Here is a 17,464-nt window from a genome sequence, read left to right as displayed (position 1 = left end):
TGCGCCGGCTTATGCTGCCAGTGGCTCCAGGCCGGCCTCGATCTTTTCGCGGAAGGGCTCATAGCGGGTCGGCAGCTTGAGTGCTTCCCCGAGATGAGCGGTATCCTCATCCCGGTCGAACCCGGGCTCGTTTGTGGCGATTTCGAACAGGATCCCGCCGGGAGTCCGGAAGTAGATCGCCCAGAAATAGTCGCGATCGATGACTGGCGTCACCTGATAACCGGTATCCATCAGGGCTTTGCGAACCTCCAACTGCTTTTCGCGATTTTCGACCGCGAAGGCGATGTGGTGAACGGAGCCCGCGCCCTGACGCGCGAACGGTGTCTGGGGGAGCGCCACTAGGTCGATCGTGGCCGCGCCGTTGCCACCTGGAGTAGTGAACCGGGTGACGTCCCCCTCGACCTCGGTGCGTTCATAACCCATGAAGCGAAGGAGTTCTTCCGTGGCCGCAGTGTCATGCAGATTGAATCTTGCGCCCGAGAAGCCGCGAATGGCCTCTTCCTCGGAGATCCCGTCCACAAGCCAGGGAGCACGTGCATCGTCGACCGTTTCGATCAAGGCCAGCCTATCGCCATCGGGACCGGCGAAGCGGAGGCGCTCGACACCGAAGGTCGCGTCGGCCTGAATGCCGCCCACGCCGTAAGCAATAAGGCGGTCCTTCCAGAAAGCGAGCGATCCCTTAGGAACGGAGAACTGCGTTTCACCGACCTCACCGACGCCCGGGCGACCGGTCATCATGTGGGAGAACGGGAAGTAGGTCATGACCGTGCCGGGCGTGCCCTTCTCGTCACCGTAGTAAAGATGGTAGACGCTGGGATCGTCGAAGTTGACGGTCTTCTTCACACGCCGGAAGCCGAGGACGTCGGTGAAGAACCTGTTGTTCTCCTGTGCATCCGACGCCATCGAGGTTACGTGATGCAGTCCCTTGATATCCTTGATCATCGTTGCGCCCTCTTGTTCGAGTTGTTCGTCTCTGTTGAGTGAAGGTGTAGCCGGGTTGATTGGCGCAAGGAATTGTAATAATAATTGCCAGTGAATTGCGTTTTTTGAAATAGTTGGAATGAACGACTACAAAGCTTTGAAAATCTTTCTCCTCGCTGCCGAAAAGCGGAATTTCGCGCAGGTCGCGCGCGAGTTGGACATGACGCCAGCCGGTGTCACACGCGCGATAGCCGCCCTGGAATATGACCTTGGCATCCAACTCTTCGTGCGAACGACCAGGCAAGTTTCGCTGACGACAGACGGTGCCATCTTTGCCGCTCAGGTCCAGCCAGCCGTTGCTGTCCTCGATAATGCGCGACGCGACGTCAGGAATGCGAACAAGGCCGATCAGGGGCGACTGAGGATTAGCGCCCCAACATGGCTCGGCAAGACCATTCTGCCGCCCATCCTTTCAGGCTTTCGCGAACTTTATCCGAAGATGAGTTTCGAGATCTCGTTGTCGGATGGGCTGGTCGACATCGTCGACGGTGACTACGATCTGGCAATCCGCATATCGTCGGCTCCATCTGACAAGTTCACGATCTGGCGCAAGATCAGCGTCGTCCGACGAGTCCTGGTCGCGGCACCGGGAAGCCGATTCCATGCTATGGAGCATCCTGGCCAGTTGTCGCCCGACGACTGTCTGGCCTATAGCGGCGAGAGCCGACGCGAAACCTGGGTGCTTTCTGACGGCGGATCCAGCATGACGATTTCAGCCGGCCGCGCATTCAGCGCCAACAGTGGAGAGGTGCTGGCCGATATGGCGGCTGATGGTGCCGGTGTCGCAATGCTGCCGGGCTTCCACGTCGCCGAACATCTGCGAACCGGAAGGTTGGTTCATATCCTTCGCGAGTGGTCGCCGCAGGATCTGTGGCTCACACTGTACTATCCGCCCTACCAGGCGCTACCGCCCCGCATCGCATCCTTCTCGAAATTCTTCGAACGGCAGCTCCCAGCGCACATGGCAATGCTGGAATAGAACTGACGTGCAGCCCGGTGCCGGCTCGGACTTTAACAGGTGTATTGCGGCGTTGCCTGAGGCTTGGTTTCAGCCGTTTCACGTTGCCTTTTTACCCCGACGGCCTCGAACAGACGAGGACGAACCGGCGGTAGAAAAATGTTCTCAGCCTGTTTCTAAGGTCTGCATTCCTGCGCTGGGCAGCCGCAATCGGCCGGCGGGACGGCAGCAAGATGTTTTCAAAGCCGGCGGCCTCGATCAGAGGCACAAGCCTTTCGACTGTGAGACCGTCGCCGAAGGGCAGACGCTCCATGATCTTCGCGTGGCGTTCGCTCATGGCCCCGTCATAATGCGGGTCGTACCCGATGATGCGCTCGAGGGCAGCCACCGCAAGCGAGGCCAGCCGACCGAGCGGCGTAGGCTTCGACCAGTCCCCATCGAAGACGAGCAGCCTGCCGCCGGGCTTCAGCAGGCGGAGCCACTCTGCAAGCGCCTGTTCCGGCTCGGTGAGGGTCCAGACAAGGTGCCGGCAGACCACGGCGTCATAGGTTCCGTCCGGCTCCATCGTGCGTTCGGCATCGGCCAGTATGAAGCGGACCTTATCGTTCCCGGCATGTTTGCGCCGCGCGACCGCGAGCATGGTCTCGGAGAAATCGAGCGCGGTCACGTCATGCCCGAGCGAAAGCAGCACGCCGGTCACTTCGCCCGTCCCGCATGCGAGTTCGAGAACCTTCAGCGGCCTTGCCCCAAGTGCGCTCCGCACCGCCGCCGCCCAGGCGTCGAACTCCGGCCCACGTGGAATGCGATGACCGAAAGCGAGGTCGAAGGTTTCCGACCGCTTCGACCAGTATTCGCGGATGTCATCCTTCAGATGGTGGTTGCGAATGTCCATGATATCAGGCTCCGACAGCGGCAATTGCGGAAAACGGGCGCGGCTGCCGGCGTCTTGCGCGGTAGCGGATGAAGCAGCTTCCGTCGAATTCCTGCTCGACCTCGACTTCGATCCCGAAGACTGCGCGGATGCGCTCGACCGTCAGCACCTCCTGCGGGCGGCCGAGTGCCACAAGCCGACCGCCCTGCATGACCGCGATCCGGTCGCAGAACATGGCGGCGTGATTGAGGTCGTGGAGAGCGGCGACCACCGTCCGGTCCTGGCGGCGGACGAGATCCAGCAGGCTGATCTGATGGCCGATGTCGAGGTGGTTGGTCGGTTCGTCGAGGAGCAAAATCTTCGATTCCTGCGCCAGTGCCCGCGCAATGTGCAGCCTTTGCCGCTCACCGCCCGAGAGCGTGTGCCATAGGCGATCGGCAAGATGGCCCATGTCGACGTTCCTCAACGCCGCGTCGACGATTGCGTCATCCTGAGGCGACCAGGGCGAAAGCGGCCCGAGATAGGGTGTGCGGCCGAGTTCGACTGCCTGGCGCGCGGTTATCCGCTCGCCGGTCTCGGCCTGTTGTTCCACCAGTGCGAGCCTTTGGGCGACCGCACGGCGGCCGAGCGCAGCGATCGGAGAACCGTCCAGAAACACCTCTCCTTTTCTCGGCTTGCGGATCCCGGCGATGAGCGACATCAGGCTGGTCTTGCCGGAACCGTTCGGGCCGATGATGCCGAGAAACTCTCCCGTCTCGAGGGTCAGGGAGACCTCCTTGAGGATGTCGGTCCCGCCGGCCGACCACGAGATTTCGCGCGCTGATAGAGTCATGCGCGGTCCCTCCTTTGTCCGAGTATAAGTGCGAAGGCCGGGGCACCGACGAGCGCCGTGATCACGCCGATCGGCAGAACCTGGCCAGGGATGAGAATGCGCGACAAAATGTCTGCAAGGATCATGAAGACGGCACCGATGAGCGCCGCAGCGGGGAGCAGAACGCCATGCCGAACGCCGACGAGCATGCGCGCCGAGTGGGGGATGACAAGCCCGACGAAGCCAATCGAACCCACGATCGAGACCATCACCGCCGTCATCATCGCCGAGACGCCGACAAGCGCGAAATAGGTCCGTCTTACCGAAATGCCGAGCGAGGCGGCCGATTCCGACCCGAAAGTGAAGGCGTCCAGTGAACGTGCATGCCAGAGACAGACGACGAGACCCAGAAGCGTTGCCGGCACGGCGAGCCAGGCATCCGGCCAACGCACGCCTGAAAGGTTGCCGAGCAGCCAGAACATGATGCCGCGCGCCTGCTCGGCCGTCGCCGCCTTGGTGACGATGAATGAGGTGAGCGCGTTGAAGAGCTGAGATCCCGCGACGCCCGCCAGGATGATCGCTGCGGTGCCGCGACCGGCTTTCGCTGCGAGCAGGCTCACCAGGACAAAAGCGACCAGCGCGCCGATGAAGGCGCCGAGCGGCAGCGTCAACAGGCCGGCGCCCACCCCGAGAATGGCGACACTGACCGCCCCGGTCGATGCGCCGGCCGAGATGCCGAGGATGTATGGATCGGCCAGCGGATTGCGCAGCAACGACTGCAGCACCGCTCCGGAAAGCGCGAGCGCGGCCCCGCAGGACGCGGCCACTACCGCCCGGCTCAGCCGATAGCTCCAGATGATGCCCTCGTCGATCGGTTGCAGAGGATAGCCGGCATTCCACACCCGGTTCGCGACTGTCTGCGCGACGGTTTTGAATGGAATTGCCGTTTCACCGATCGCGGCGCCCAACCAGAGCGCCGCGATCAGAATGAGAAGCGCTGCGAGGACCGCGCCCACGCGTCCCGTCCCCGTTCGCCCGGCCAATGTCAGCACGCGGCTCACTTGGCCAGTCCTGCCCTGTCGGCCAGCCCGCCGTCTGAGCCAAGTCCGCTTTTTGAGCCAAGTCCGCCCTTCGAGGCAAGTCCGGCCTCCACGATGGCCTCCGCCAGCGCTTCGATACCATCGATCGTGCGGATCGTCGGGTTCATCGCCTGTGCATCCATGCCGAACACGTGGCCCTTGGCCACAGCCGGCATGAGGCTCGCCACCGGATCCCCCTTCAGGAATTCGAGCTTCGCCTCGAGGCTGTCGAGCGGATAGCGACGGCGTTCCATCGAACCGGCAACGATCATGCTCGGCTCGGCCTTGGCAATGGTTTCCCACCCGACCGTCGGCCATTCGTCTTCCGTCTTGATGATATTTTCGATCCCGAGCGCCGCCATGATGTAGCCGGGGGCACCATTGCTGCCGGCGACATAGGGGTCGGCATCGGCAGCGCTGGAGAACCAGAAGACCGCCGACAACTTTCCCTCCACCGACGCGACCTTGGCGCGCGCCGCCTCTTCCCGGCTCTTCAGCCCGGCGACGACCGCCGCGCCCGTGTCCTGAACGTCGTAGATCTGCGCCAGTTCACGGATCTCCCGATAGACGAGATCCATGGTGAATGGCTGACGGCGGACACCGTCGCTCGCCGCAGAATTCTCCTTGCCGGTGCAATCGGCCGGCGAGGTATAGACCGGTATGCCGAGCTCCTCGAACTGCTCCGGCCTGGCGACGACACCTTCCGGGCCGACCTGCCACTGAAACTGTACCGCCACCATGTCCGGCTTCTTGGCAAGCACGCTCTCGAAACTCGGATCATTGTCGGCCAGGCGTTCGACCTTGGCGTTGATTTCCTCGTAGCCTTTGAGCACCTGACCGACCCACAGGGCTGTGCCGACGACCTTGTCCGCAAGCCCGAGCAGATAGAGAATTTCAGTGCTGCTCTGACCGATCGAGACAGTGCGCGTCGGCCTTCGCTCGAAAGTGACCTGCCGTCCGCAATTCTCGAGCGTCAGCGGGTAAGCCGTTTCGGCAGCAGCGGCAGGGCTGCCGAAGCCGGATATGCCGATGGAAAAAAGGATGAGGCCCGCAGCGAGCGGCCCTTTGAGAAAACTGTTCATGAACATTCCCCTAATGTGATGGGACGCCGCTATGCGGCCGCGAAAATCAGTCGGCCGATTAAACGGTTCCGGCGGACGATCGGCATCCGTTTGCAAGGGGACAGCAATAAAAGCTTGCGCGGCAGGGCGCAGTAGGTGGTCATGGCTTAGCTCCTGTTCCGGGCATCCCCGCCCGTGACGATGGATCGAATTTGACGGCAGGTCTCCTGGCTCACGGACAGAAGTCGCTCATCTACCTTCCCGCGCGTCGCGCAGTGGCTGGTGCCTCGGCACCACGAGGATGAACGACGATCCGCTTACAGTTGCGGGGGCAGCCACGGTTTTGGTCCCTTTTGGGTCGTCCGCACCGTGTTCCCTATTAATCCCCTCCACCTCTCGGGTAGGGGAACCGTCGGTCCCAGTTAATGTGGAACGCAGCCGCCGGTCAAGGAGGGAGGCGACGTTTGTGTCCGCACATGCGACCGGCTCATGCCGCGGCAATGCCTGGTCACGCATGGGACTTATGTTATACCATTACATTTGTCAACGGCGCCTCGTCCTGAGGTCGCCCTTGGCGGCGGCGAGGACAGGAGATCGGTCGGCAGCGCGCCGATGAAGGCAGGCACGGCCGAGGACTTCGCTTGCGAAAATGCCCGCCGGCAGCGCGTCGCAATTGATCGCGACGAAGGGACCTGCCGAGCGCCGGCTTTGCCAGTGCGCCGGAGGCCTCCGAGGAGAAGAGTTGGAGCATTCAATCGTCTCGGCGATACCCTGAGCGTTTCCGGGTATCGCCGTCGGGCCGTTCAGAATCGGCTTTGCGCGGTGCCTATCGGCCGCGCGTCCCCTTGCATACGCGCCGCTCGGCCTGCGCCTTCCGCTCGACGTGCTGGACTTGCCTCGAAAATCTCAAGCTCCAGCCGTTCCCACTGGCCCGGCGGCTGCGGTCGCCGGATTGCGTGCGAGCAGCCGTGGAGCCTGGCTTCGCAGGGCGCGCTCTCAATCTCGATATAAGGTCCGCCGGGTCGATGGTTATCGCCAGCATGAAGCCGATCGGCGCGAGCATGTAGGGGGGAATTCCCGTCGGTACGCTCGCAAAGGCAGCGAGTGAAACAACGGCTATAATGCAAATCACGTTCGTAAGCGGGTGGGTAATTGTCCTGATGCAGATTTCAGAAATAGTATTATTTCGTTCGTAGTCCGACAATGCCATGGGAGAAATCCATCCGGTCTGAGTTGTCCTTCGCCGAGATCACGATGACTTTAGGCCCTGTCGACCCAAAGTCATGGAACGTGACCGGTGCAAGGAGCCAGAGCGGTATGCGGCCGGCGGAACGCCCGCGCATCCGCTTCAAGCTCCGGCGGCGCTTGGAGGAATATGGACTGTGAGGCGCCCCTGGCAACCGGCCTAGGACTTTTGCCCAGACGAGCTCGGACCAAGGTCCTATAGATGGGTGCGGATCGCACCCTAGCTTCGTGCCTTCCCACCTATACAAGAACCTAGACCTTTTCAGCGATATCTGGGGCGGGGTTTTGCCACGATGGCAGAACCCCTCCTTGGATCGACCGGCTGAGGAGGGAAGCGGGAACTTCGAATATGGAAATGCGAGTGCCCGCGCAGGGGATGACGCGGGCACTGCAACAGGTTGGGGTCCTGAATGTCGCTGGGGGACAGAAGCGACACCTGTTAATTCTTCAAACGTCAATTTGTTCCAAGCCGGTGACGGGGCGCGAAAAGGCCTCGCCCGCTACCGCGAATCGATGCCGGTAATCACCTCGCGACAGCCCGACGATCCTATGGAACAGCTTGCGAAAGGCGGCCGCGTCCTCGTAGCCGACTGCCCAGGCGACCTGTTCAACCGAACGTCTGGTGAACTCCAGGAGTTCCCGCGCCTTACCGACGCGCAGATGCTGGGCATATTCGATCGGCTTCATTCCGGTCGCCGCCTTGAAACGGCGCAGGAAAGTATGCTCCTCCATCGCCACCACTTTTGCCATCTGCGCAACGCTGACGGCGCGAGCCTCACGCGCTTGCAGCCAATGCTGCACCTTCAGGATCACTTCGTCGCCGTGATTGAGGCGCGGCGAAAAGCTGGAATAGTGCCGCTGCTCGCGTCCGGCGGGGTCGATAAGAAGGAAACGCCCGGTCTCGACCGTTACCGTCGGACCGAACAGACGATCCACGAGGCGCATGCCGAGGTCTGTCCATGCCATGAGGCCGCCGGCAGTTACGATGTCGCCGTCCTCGATCACGATCTTGTCCGTGTCGAGCCGGACATCCGGAAACCGGTCACGGAAAGCATTGGCGAAGAGCCAGTGCGTCGTCGCTGGCCGGCCCTTGAGCAGGCCCGTCGCCGCAAGCACGAAGGTCCCGCCGCAAGTCGATGCGAGGGTCGCGCCTTGGGCATGCCCGTCGAGCAGCCAGCGAGCATAGGGCGCGGCCTCCTCCGCTTCCATCGGCCCGGTCAACCTGTGGGGGACAAGCAGTATCTCCGGCATCTCCCGTGATCCGAGTTCGGGATGGGTGTCGAAACTTCGCGCAAGACAGCCGTCGTCCCGAAGCCGCCAGTGACTGATCCGTGCCACCGCCCCGCCCCGCTCGGCGGAGAATTGACGGGCTATGTTGATGAGGTCCGTCATGCCGTGAACCATCGCCATCTGGCAGCCCGGATAAAGCATGAGACCGATTTCAGCTTTCGAGCGCAGCGCTGCCTTTGGCATGTGGTACCTCTTTGTCGGTTTCGGCCCGTCTAATGTCCGATCCGCCAATCCCGATCATTTCGCAAACGGCCTAAATCTTCAAGCACGGGGCGCGCGGCACATGCAGCGAGCCTCTGGAAAGAGACCAACCACTGAAGAGGATGAAGAAAATGGCTAAGATCACCATGAAGGACGGCACCCGCATCTTCTACAAGGACTGGGGCCCTCGCAACGCCTAGCCCATTGTCTTCTCACATGGCTGGCCGCTCACGGCCGACGTCTGGGACCCGCAAATGGTCTTCTTCGCAAGCAAGGGCTATCGCGTCGTCGCTCACGATCGCCGAAGCCACGGCCGCTCGGACCAGGTGTGGGACAACAATACCATGGACCAATACGCCGACGACCTCGCCGAGTTGATCGAGGCGCTGGATTTGCGTGACGTGATCCTCGTCGGGCATTCGACGGGCGGCGGCGAGGTTACCCGCTTTATCGGTCGGCACGGCACCGGGCGTGTGGCAAAGGTGGCGCTGATCGGCGCGGTGCCGCCGCTCATGCTGAAGACCGAGGCGAACCCCGGCGGCCTGCCGATCGACGTCTTCGACGGCATCCGCAAGGGCACCTACGATAACCGCTCGCAATTCTTCAGGGATTTGGTCACCCCCTTTTACGGCTACAATCGCGAGGGTGCCGTCATCTCGGAGGGTATCCGCGAGAGCTTCTGGCTACAGGGCATGATGGGCGGCCTCAAGGGCCATCTCGACAGCATCCGCGCCTTCTCCGAAAGCGACTTCAATGCCGACCTGGCGAAGTTCGACAAGCCTACCCTGGTGCTCCCCGGCGACGACGACCAGATCGTGCCGATCGGCGCCTCTGCGCATTCGACCGTCAAGATCGTCAGGCACGCCGTGCTGAAGGTTTACGAAGGCGCCGATCATGGCCTGACGCAGACCTATCAGGACCGATTCAACGCAGACCTGCTCAAGTTCATCGAAATCTGATCACCGACAGTACCCGGCGTCTATATCGTCAGCCACCTCCAGGCGCAGCGGCGATGCCGCCGCCCCCCCCGGCGCTCGGCGCCGGCCGATGGCTCGGCCAATGGCAGGCGGTTTTTCTTATAACCACCGCGGCGACCAGCATCACTGGCTTCCTCTTCCCCTTCAGCGGGATCACGCCCGCACTGGTGGTCGGTGCGATTTCCGTCCTCACCCTCGGCGTCGCCTTTGCCGCACTCGTTGCTTTGACGCCTCGCGGCTGGGCGAGGCCGGCCTATGCCGTAAGCGCGACGTTCGCGCTCTATCTCAAACTCTTCGTTCTTGTCGTGCAGAGTTTTTTGAAGGTTCCGGCACTGCAAGTGCTGGCGCCGACGCAAACCGAAGCTCCCTTCGTCGTGGCGCGAATCCTTCTGCTGGTGGCAAGCATAGGGCTCGGCAAAGCCGCGGCCGTCGGCTCGCGACAGGCGGCCCTGCCGCTGCGGGCCGCGCGCGGTGCAGGCGCCTGAGCTTGGACATGGCGGAGCTTCAATTCCGCAACGACCGGAAGCGCGCTGTACCGATATGGCGCGCTTCGGTCAATGTTCGTTGGCCGGCGCCCCATGCGCGGTAACGATCGCCTGGGCTTCCTTGCCATAGAGTTCCTCGAAATGGTCGAAGCTCTTGGCAAAATAGCCGATGCCCTGAGTGGCGGATCTGAGCGAGCGCGCCAGATCGTCGAGAGCGCTGCCCGGTAGAAGGGCGCGGAAGATGTCCCACCCCTTCGCCTCCTCGTCCCTGTCAAAGCCGAGAACCTGGCCCTTCAGCGACGCAACGATCGGGACCAGACTGCCCGAATAGATGGACGGGACATGGACATCGACGCGAAAAACCGGCTGCATCAGCACGGAAGCGGCCTGCGACAATGCCTGCCTTACGCCAAGCTTCCCGGCCGTCCGGAAAGCATATTCGGAACTGTCGACAGAATGGTGCTGGCCATCGGTGAGCATCACGCCGACGTCGATCACTTTGAAGCCAAGAGGGCCCTTCTCCATCGCCTCGCGTGCGCCCGCCTCGACCGCAGGAATGAAGTTGCGCGGCACCGCACCGCCCTTGACCGTCTCCGCGAAAGAAAATCCATCGCCTCGCCCGTTCGGATGTACGCTGAGCTTCACATCGGCGAATTGGCCGGCCCCGCCGGTTTGCTTGCGATGGCGGTAATGAACTTCCGAGGATTTCGACACGGTCTCGCGGTAGACCGGACTCGGTGGCCGATCGCTCACCTCGACATGAAAGACGTCCGATAACATCCTGCAGACTTCGCGCAGGTGTACCGGCCCCTGAGCGCAAACAAGCTGCGCCCCTGTCCCCTCCTCCTGCATCACGTTCAGGCCGCGGTCCGTCTCGGCGAGTTTAGCCAGGGTCTCGGAGAGCTTGGTCTCGTCGCGCTCACTCGCAGGCACCAATATCCGCTCGAGCATGGGGGTCGGTGGCGTCGTCCAATCGGGCGGAGCGAGTGCCGCACCGGCCGTCAGCAGCGAGGGCACGGGCAGGTGGTCGGATTTCACGGCCGCGAAGAGCTGGCCAGCTTCCGTAACCCCCGAACCTATCGGCCGGCCGCTTGCGGGATCCTGCAGAGCACCGAGGCTGGAGCCGCCAAGAGCAGCTCCCTGTTTGACACCGTTTTGGAGGGCGCGGGCGAGAACCGTCTTGCCGACGCTCTGGCGGTAATGGGCATGGAAGCTGACGGCGAGGAGGTTCGCTTCGCCGACCCCGGCGCCGGCAGCCAGACGTTTCCTCAGCGCTTCGGCGCGCGGCGCCTCGTGGCGGAGCGCCTTCATCAGCCTCATCAGGCCGTTGCTGTGACTGGCCGAGCCGAGTAGCACTGGGATGATCTTGTTTTCGTTCAGAACTCTTGTCGAGATCGAATAGATGGCATCGCTTCCAGGCGCGCGATCCTCGATGAGCTCCTCCAGCAGCCAATCGTCAAATTCCGAAAGATGCTCGAGCAGCTCTGCACGCGCCTCGTTCTCACGTTCGGCCGCACTTTCCGGGATTTCGAAAAGGGAGGAAGGCTGGCCCTCGCGATAGCGCCAGGCGCGTTCCGAGATGAGATCACAGCTGCCGATGATCTTGTCGCCCTCGCGAATGGGAACCTGCCGCAGGATGAGTGGCCGGCTGCAGAAATCCTGCAAGGCGGCGACGATATCTCTTATGCGCCCTCGTGGCTCGTCCATGCGATTGACGAAGAGGATGCAGGGCGTGCCGGACGCCTCGATCATGCGCAAATAAGGGGCGGCAAGAACGGCCTCCTCCAGTACCGGCGAAACACAGAGAACGCAGGCGTCGCTTGCGAGCAGCGCGTGCTGCGCATGCGCGAGCGCCTCGTTATTGCCGGAGACGTCGAGCGCGCACCAGACTTCACCACCGAATTCGAATTCGACGAGGCCCAAACCATATGGAGTAACTGATTTCTTCGGCTCGCCTTCCAGCGAGCCAACCCTTTCCACGAGCGTGGATTTTCCGATCTGCGAAGGACCGAGTACAGTAAAGCAGCGCATCGGCGTTCCTCCCTCTGCCAGGATGACACTGAGGACAGGATGCCCCTGGACGCGCGAAAGCGCCAGAGCAGGATGAGGAAAAGTCTAAGCGGTCGCGCTGGGTGCGAATTCGGCGATGAGCTCGTGGCGGTCGCCCGGATAGGTGAGCAGCACGCTCGTCACCGGTACGCCGCCGCTCCAAGTCCGGCGCTCGATGACAAGGCAGGCCGCACCGATAGCAATTTCGAGCGCCTGCGCCGTCGTACGGCTTGCCGCAACGGCCCTGATGCGATGTTCCGCCGTGCTCCAGGGCACCTTTCCAAGCAGCCACGAGCCTGGGGCGGCGGCCTCGAACGTCTCGGTCTCGGCTTCCGGTACCGCCGAAAGGTTGATCAGGCGCTCTTCGAGACAAAAGACGCGCCCGCCGGCGAAATGGCTGCAGGTAATGTCGAGAAGCCGTGACGATCCCGGCAGATCGATGCGCCCCTTGTCGCCGGAAGTCATCTTGCGCACCACCCTCTCGCCGAGCCGGTAGGCGTAATCGAGCCCGAGCGACTGCACCTCCCGCTTGACTTCGTGGATCTCCATCACCGCGGATTGGGCTTGCGGAAAACTGACATAGCTCCCGGATTTGCGCCGCCGCTCGATCAGTCCCCGCTTCACGAGTTCGCTCAAGGCCTTGTTCACCGTCATTCGCGAGCAGCCGTATTGCTGTGTTAATTCGTGCTCGAAGGGAATGCGGTATCCCGGCGGCCAGTCGCCGGAAAGAATATGGCCCTCGACCTCGCTCAGAATTTTCTGATGAAGCGACAGGGGCTGTTCCTGGCGTTTTTCTTCGGTGTAGGCACGATTGCTGGAAATGGTGGGACCCTCGCTCGTAAACGGCCCCGTACCTTACTCATTTCGCGCCACGAGGACAGCCCTTCTGAGTGCGTCTTGTAGCCCCGACACTCCGATCGGCAGATCGAGTCCTATGGAGAATTGCCATCTTCTTTCATCAGGTGATCAGTAAAAGAGATGCCATGGCCCCAGGAAAGCGCGTGCCCACTCCTGATCCCGTTCGCCGTCGCTCGGCGCCCTCTCCCGGCCGGGAGAGACTTCCGCCGGTTTATCGATCGCTGCAGTCTTGCGTGCTGCGCTGCCGCGTACGGGTGGCACGAGGTAGCCGAGGGTCATTCCGCCGAGATAGAACATGCCGCATCCCTTCTCTTTTCCGACCTTGCGGCACGATCCTGCCAGAATGCGAGCTTCTGTCAATAGTCTACTGAATTTATGATCTATCGGGATGTGCTCCGGCTCCCGTCTCCGTCTCCGATCGCTCAGCCCGAGTTGTCCGCGGACAACCAATTGAGGAGCGGAAAGAAAAACAGCCGCGCTCCGGGCGGCACAATCGGGGTTTTTGTTAAGCGTTTGTAAAATGGCAACGAATCGGCGCATAGTATAACTGCGCAGATCAGCTTTTATCGGCGAATTTAGCGCAGTTTTCGGAGAGTAGGGATGTTGCAGCAGAGAATCCAGAGTCTTGAAGAGCAGGAGCATCTGCCGTCGCTCTTGTCTGCCGACGCTCGGGAACTCGCTCACCAGTTGCAGGAGCATCAAAGGAAGATCTTCTCTCCGACTTCGCAGAAAACGATGCGGCTCTTCAGCCCAGCCGAGGCAGCGGCCTTCATCGGAATCGGCGAGGGCTATCTGCGCCAGATCGCCTCAGAAGGACACGGCCCGCAGCCGCTGTCAAACGGCCGCCGCATGTATACGGTGGAGGACATCGACCGCATTCGCCGAGTTCTCGACGAAGGCAGCAAAACCGGCAAATATATTCCTCACCGCCGGCCGGGCGAAAAGCTGCAGGTCATCTCCGTGATGAATTTCAAAGGCGGCTCGGGCAAGACGACCACGTCCGCGCACCTTGCGCAATATCTTGCCTTGCGCGGCTATCGGGTGCTGGCGATCGACCTTGATCCGCAGGCATCGCTCTCCGCCCTCTTCGGCCATCAGCCGGAGCTCGATGTCGGGGAGGGAGAAACGCTTTATGGAGCCATCCGTTACGAGGCCCCTCGCCCCGTGGCGGAGGTGGTGCGCTCGACCTATACTGCTAATCTTCACCTCATCCCGGGCAATCTCGAACTTATGGAGTTCGAGCACGAGACCCCGAAGGCGATGATCGCGGGCTCCGCCGAAACCATGTTCTTCGCACGAATCGGCGAGGTGCTTTCCGAAATCGAAGGCTTCTACGACATTGTCGTGATCGACTGCCCGCCGCAGCTCGGCTTTCTGACCATGTCGGCGCTCTGCGCCGCAACCTCCGTGCTCATCACCGTACATCCACAAATGCTCGACGTTATGTCGATGTCGCAGTTTCTGTCGATGACCAGCGAACTCATGGCCGTCGTCGAGAATGCCGGCGGGCGTACCAGCTATGACTGGATGCGCTACCTCGTCACGCGTTTCGAGCCGAATGACGGCCCGCAGAGCCAGATGACGGGTTTCATGCGGGCGATCTTCGGCAATCGTATGCTGCAGAATGCCATGGTGAAATCGACTGCGATTTCGGATGCCGGCGTGACCAAGCAAACGCTCTATGAGGTGGAGCGCGCGCAGTTCATACGCGGCACCTACGACCGTGCGATGGATTCGCTCTCGCTCGTCAATGCGGAGATCGAAGAGATGATCCGCAAGGTCTGGGGGAGGAAGTAACCGATGGCACGCAAGAACCTGATCGGCATTTCCGACAGCTCCGCCGCTCCCGGGGACGGGGAGCGCCCGGCCGTTGGCCGCCCGATCGCGGGCCTCGCTTCCCAGCGATCGAATGGCCTCGTCGGCGGCATCACCAGATCCCTCTCGAACATCACACAAAAGGTCGAACGAGCGGAAGAACTAGAGCGCCAGCTTGTTGAAGGGCACGCGATCGTCGAGCTCGAGCCCGCATTGATCGACTCTTCCTTTATCATCGACCGGCTGGGAGTCGCACCCGAGGTTCAGGCCATGCTCGTTCAGCAGATTCGGGACCACGGACAACAGGTCCCGATCCTCGTGCGGCCGCATCCAACGGAGAGCGGCCGCTACCAGGTGGCCTATGGACACAGGCGGCTTGCCGCCTTGCGCGAAATCGGCAGCAGGGTCAAAGCGGTCATCCGGGAGCTAAGCGACGAGCAACTCGTCATCTCTCAGGGACAGGAGAACAACGCCCGAACCGACCTTTCCTTCATCGAGCGCGCATTGTTCGCAGCGCGTCTCGAAGATCGCGGCTTCTCGCGGGATACGATCATGTCGGCGCTCGGCGTCGACAAAGCGGCACTCTCCAAGATGATTGCCGTCGTGCGCCGATTGCCTCTGGATGTCATCGAAGCCATCGGCGCCGCTCCAGGTTTCGGGCGGAGGCGCTGGATGGATTTGGCTGATCTCATCGATACCGCTGAACGTCGGTCTAAGGCCCTGGATTTCATCGGAGCAGCCGAATTCCAGGCGCTGGAGAGCGATCAGCGTTTTGATAAGCTCTTTGCGCTGCTGAGCCGCGCCAGGAAACCATCAAAGGCGGAAGCCTGGATTGCGCCGGACAGAAGCCGCCCGGTCCGCATTCGTGATACCGATGCGGAAATGATGCTCGCTTTCAGCAAGAAGGCGGCGCCGGGCTTTGCGGATTTCGTGAGGCAGAGGCTCGAAGCGCTCTACCTCGAATATCAACGTGAAACAGGAGACTGAACAGAGCAAAAGAAAAAGGCTTCCGAACGACTAGCGCTGCGGAAACCCTTCTCTCGTGTAGCAACTAGAGAATCCCATTTCCGCGAATCAGTGTCAAGCATTTTTGACGTCGTTTCGGCGAACGAATTTCTTTTGCCTTGGAAAAGGTGAAGAAAATGGAACGTGGAAGTGTAACGACGCCCTTCGGGCGGCGAGCGATGACGCTTGGCATGCTCGCAAGTCAGATCGCGGCAGGTGACGTACCGCCGGACCGGTCGGTGGACAAGTGGAAATTATTCCGTTCTCTCTGCGAAGCGAAGACCGTGATCGGTGTGTCCGATCGGTCGCTTGCGGTGTTGAATGCCCTTTTGAGCTTCTATCCGGGCTCCGAGCTCACCGGAGAAAGTGGTCTCGTCGTTTTTCCGTCCAATGCGCAGCTCTCTCTCCGCACGCACGGAATGGCAGGCACGACCCTGCGTCGGCATCTTGCGTGCCTGGTGGAGGCCGGCCTGATCCTGCGACGCGACAGCCCTAACGGCAAGCGCTACGCACGACGGGGTCGCAGCGGAAGCGTGGGAGAAGCCTTCGGGTTCGATCTCTCTCCGCTTGTTGTACGCGCCAACGAGTTCAGCACCGCCGCTGCCGAACTTGCTGCAGCGAGGCAATCGCTCCGCCTCATGCGCGAAAGGCTGAGCCTTTGCCGGCGCGACGCCGCAAAGCTTCTCGAGCTCCTTCGTGAATCGGCCACGTCGGTGGACTGGGAACAGCAACAACTGCGATACGAGGAGCTTGCGACACCTCTCTCGCGCAAAGCTTCGGCCAACGATGTGGAAGCCGTTTACAATGCCATGTCGAAATTGCGCAGCGATCTCGCCAATCAATTGGAGAAATTACTAAATTCAGCAAAACTGGATGCCAATGATCGCCATAATGGGCGTCACATACAGAATTCAGAACCAGACTCTAAATCTGAATCTGAACCAAGCTTGGGAAAAGGTCGGGACACGTTTTCCACCAATCCATTGACCTACAGGATCCACGGTACAGCATGCAGACCAAACCCCTCCGGGATTTCGGCCCTAACTGCTGATGAGCCACCGGCTCGCCCTTTACTTCCACCACCGACGATCTCCCGGCACGCCCCGCAGGTTCCGCTGCCCGTTCTCCTCTCGGCTTGCCTACAGATTGCCGACTACGGACCACAGGGCCGGATAGCGACATGGAAGGACCTTACGAGCGCCGCGGTCGTCGTCAGGACCATGCTGGGTGTGAGTACCGACGCCTATGACGATGCGTGCTCAGTGCTTGGGCCGGAAAACGCCGCCACCGTCGTTTCCTGCATGCTCGAAAGGGCCGACCGAATAAGTTCGCCGGGCGGTTACCTCCGGGACCTTACCGCAAGAGCGCGACGGCAGGCCTTTTCGCTTGGCCCGATGGTCGCTGCCCTGAGCCGCGCACGAATGACGGCAGGCACGGCGCTTGCGAGTTGATGAGCTCGTGCGCGCCTGCTCTACAACACCGTGGCGTCCTGCGCAGTCCAACGGATCGAGCGCTTCGTTTGAAGACGATCCTCTGAGGGCGGGTACTCTAAGCCTACGGCGGTGTGAGCCCTCGATTGATTTCGCAAGCTGAATAGGAGAAACTCTCTTCAGTCGCGGATTCGCGGCGTCGCGCGCGTTTTTGCCAACTTGGTCGCCGTTTCTTAAGATTTTTAGTTCTATCGTAAAGCGTTGGCAAAAAAGGCGGCATCCCTCCGATGCGGAAGCTATATCGGTGATAATTTCCGTCACGTGGACGACCTCAGACGATGCAAGTTC

The 17,464-nt window shown here is 61.4% G+C and carries 14 protein-coding genes, 1 pseudogene and 1 riboswitch; of the genes and pseudogenes, 6 read left to right on the top strand and 9 right to left on the bottom strand.

Annotated elements, in window-relative coordinates; translation table 11 throughout:
• Nucleotides 1–9 precede the first annotated feature (9 nt).
• Nucleotides 10–942, bottom strand: coding sequence for a VOC family protein (locus tag FB009_RS02645; RefSeq protein ID WP_011969705.1), 933 nt, complete (start codon nucleotides 940–942; stop codon nucleotides 10–12).
• Nucleotides 943–1,060: 118 nt separating this feature from the next.
• Between FB009_RS02645 and FB009_RS02640 the strand changes: the two genes are divergently transcribed.
• The gene (locus FB009_RS02640) at nucleotides 1,061–1,960 is read left to right on the top strand and encodes a LysR family transcriptional regulator (RefSeq protein ID WP_011969706.1); all 900 of its coding nucleotides are present in this window, start codon (nucleotides 1,061–1,063) and stop codon (nucleotides 1,958–1,960) included.
• Between the two features lie 91 nt (nucleotides 1,961–2,051).
• On the opposite strand, the gene FB009_RS02635 is transcribed toward FB009_RS02640, so the two are convergent.
• The 5 genes from FB009_RS02635 to FB009_RS02610 form a co-directional block, all read right to left on the bottom strand.
• Nucleotides 2,052–2,831 carry a class I SAM-dependent methyltransferase gene (locus FB009_RS02635; RefSeq protein ID WP_011969707.1) on the bottom strand — a complete coding sequence of 260 codons (780 nt, stop codon included), beginning with the start codon at nucleotides 2,829–2,831 and terminating at the stop codon, nucleotides 2,052–2,054.
• Between the two features lie 4 nt (nucleotides 2,832–2,835).
• Nucleotides 2,836–3,642, bottom strand: a complete 807-nt coding sequence (locus tag FB009_RS02630; RefSeq protein WP_011969708.1) for an ABC transporter ATP-binding protein — start codon at nucleotides 3,640–3,642, stop codon at nucleotides 2,836–2,838.
• Nucleotides 3,639–4,682: a FecCD family ABC transporter permease gene (locus FB009_RS02625; protein ID WP_011969709.1), complete on the bottom strand. Its 1,044-nt coding sequence runs from the start codon at nucleotides 4,680–4,682 to the stop codon at nucleotides 3,639–3,641. Before FB009_RS02625 ends, FB009_RS02630 begins: the two co-directional genes overlap by 4 nt.
• A complete protein-coding gene (locus tag FB009_RS02620; RefSeq protein ID WP_011969710.1) occupies nucleotides 4,679–5,782 on the bottom strand; it encodes an ABC transporter substrate-binding protein in 1,104 nt (367 codons plus the stop codon). Before FB009_RS02620 ends, FB009_RS02625 begins: the two co-directional genes overlap by 4 nt.
• 179 nt (nucleotides 5,783–5,961) lie before the next feature.
• A riboswitch (cobalamin riboswitch) is annotated at nucleotides 5,962–6,190 on the bottom strand.
• 1,263 nt (nucleotides 6,191–7,453) lie between these two features.
• Complete coding sequence (locus FB009_RS02610; protein WP_145161425.1) at nucleotides 7,454–8,479, bottom strand: GlxA family transcriptional regulator; 1,026 nt, start codon at nucleotides 8,477–8,479, stop codon at nucleotides 7,454–7,456.
• Nucleotides 8,480–8,628: 149 nt separating this feature from the next.
• Between FB009_RS02610 and FB009_RS02605 the strand changes: the two are divergent.
• Nucleotides 8,629–9,456, top strand: a pseudogene (locus FB009_RS02605) (alpha/beta fold hydrolase).
• Nucleotides 9,457–9,509: 53 nt separating this feature from the next.
• Nucleotides 9,510–9,959: a hypothetical protein gene (locus FB009_RS02600; RefSeq protein WP_234838688.1), complete on the top strand. Its 450-nt coding sequence runs from the start codon at nucleotides 9,510–9,512 to the stop codon at nucleotides 9,957–9,959.
• Nucleotides 9,960–10,028: 69 nt separating this feature from the next.
• Here FB009_RS02600 and FB009_RS02595 read toward each other — a convergent pair whose 3' ends face one another.
• The 3 genes from FB009_RS02595 to FB009_RS02585 form a co-directional block, all read right to left on the bottom strand.
• The gene (locus FB009_RS02595) at nucleotides 10,029–11,990 is read right to left on the bottom strand and encodes an elongation factor G (protein ID WP_018210098.1); all 1,962 of its coding nucleotides are present in this window, start codon (nucleotides 11,988–11,990) and stop codon (nucleotides 10,029–10,031) included.
• A gap of 84 nt (nucleotides 11,991–12,074) precedes the next feature.
• The gene (gene hutC, locus FB009_RS02590; protein ID WP_081612469.1) at nucleotides 12,075–12,782 is read right to left on the bottom strand and encodes a histidine utilization repressor; all 708 of its coding nucleotides are present in this window, start codon (nucleotides 12,780–12,782) and stop codon (nucleotides 12,075–12,077) included.
• Between the two features lie 192 nt (nucleotides 12,783–12,974).
• Nucleotides 12,975–13,163, bottom strand: coding sequence for a hypothetical protein (locus FB009_RS02585; protein ID WP_018012326.1), 189 nt, complete (start codon nucleotides 13,161–13,163; stop codon nucleotides 12,975–12,977).
• A gap of 306 nt (nucleotides 13,164–13,469) precedes the next feature.
• Between FB009_RS02585 and repA the strand changes: the two genes are divergently transcribed.
• From repA to repC, 3 genes are all read left to right on the top strand, one after another.
• Nucleotides 13,470–14,663 carry a plasmid partitioning protein RepA gene (gene repA / locus FB009_RS02580; RefSeq protein WP_375714208.1) on the top strand — a complete coding sequence of 398 codons (1,194 nt, stop codon included), beginning with the start codon at nucleotides 13,470–13,472 and terminating at the stop codon, nucleotides 14,661–14,663.
• A gap of 3 nt (nucleotides 14,664–14,666) precedes the next feature.
• Entirely contained in the window at nucleotides 14,667–15,668 is a 1,002-nt protein-coding gene (gene repB, locus FB009_RS02575; RefSeq protein WP_011969719.1) for a plasmid partitioning protein RepB, read from the top strand.
• 155 nt (nucleotides 15,669–15,823) lie between these two features.
• Nucleotides 15,824–17,137, top strand: coding sequence for a plasmid replication protein RepC (gene repC, locus FB009_RS02570; protein ID WP_011969720.1), 1,314 nt, complete (start codon nucleotides 15,824–15,826; stop codon nucleotides 17,135–17,137).
• Nucleotides 17,138–17,464 lie beyond the last annotated feature (327 nt).

This window comes from Sinorhizobium medicae (genome assembly GCF_007827695.1).
In the GTDB taxonomy this organism is placed as follows: Bacteria; Pseudomonadota; Alphaproteobacteria; order Rhizobiales; family Rhizobiaceae; genus Sinorhizobium; species Sinorhizobium medicae.
This window is presented reverse-complemented; position numbering and strand designations above follow the sequence as displayed.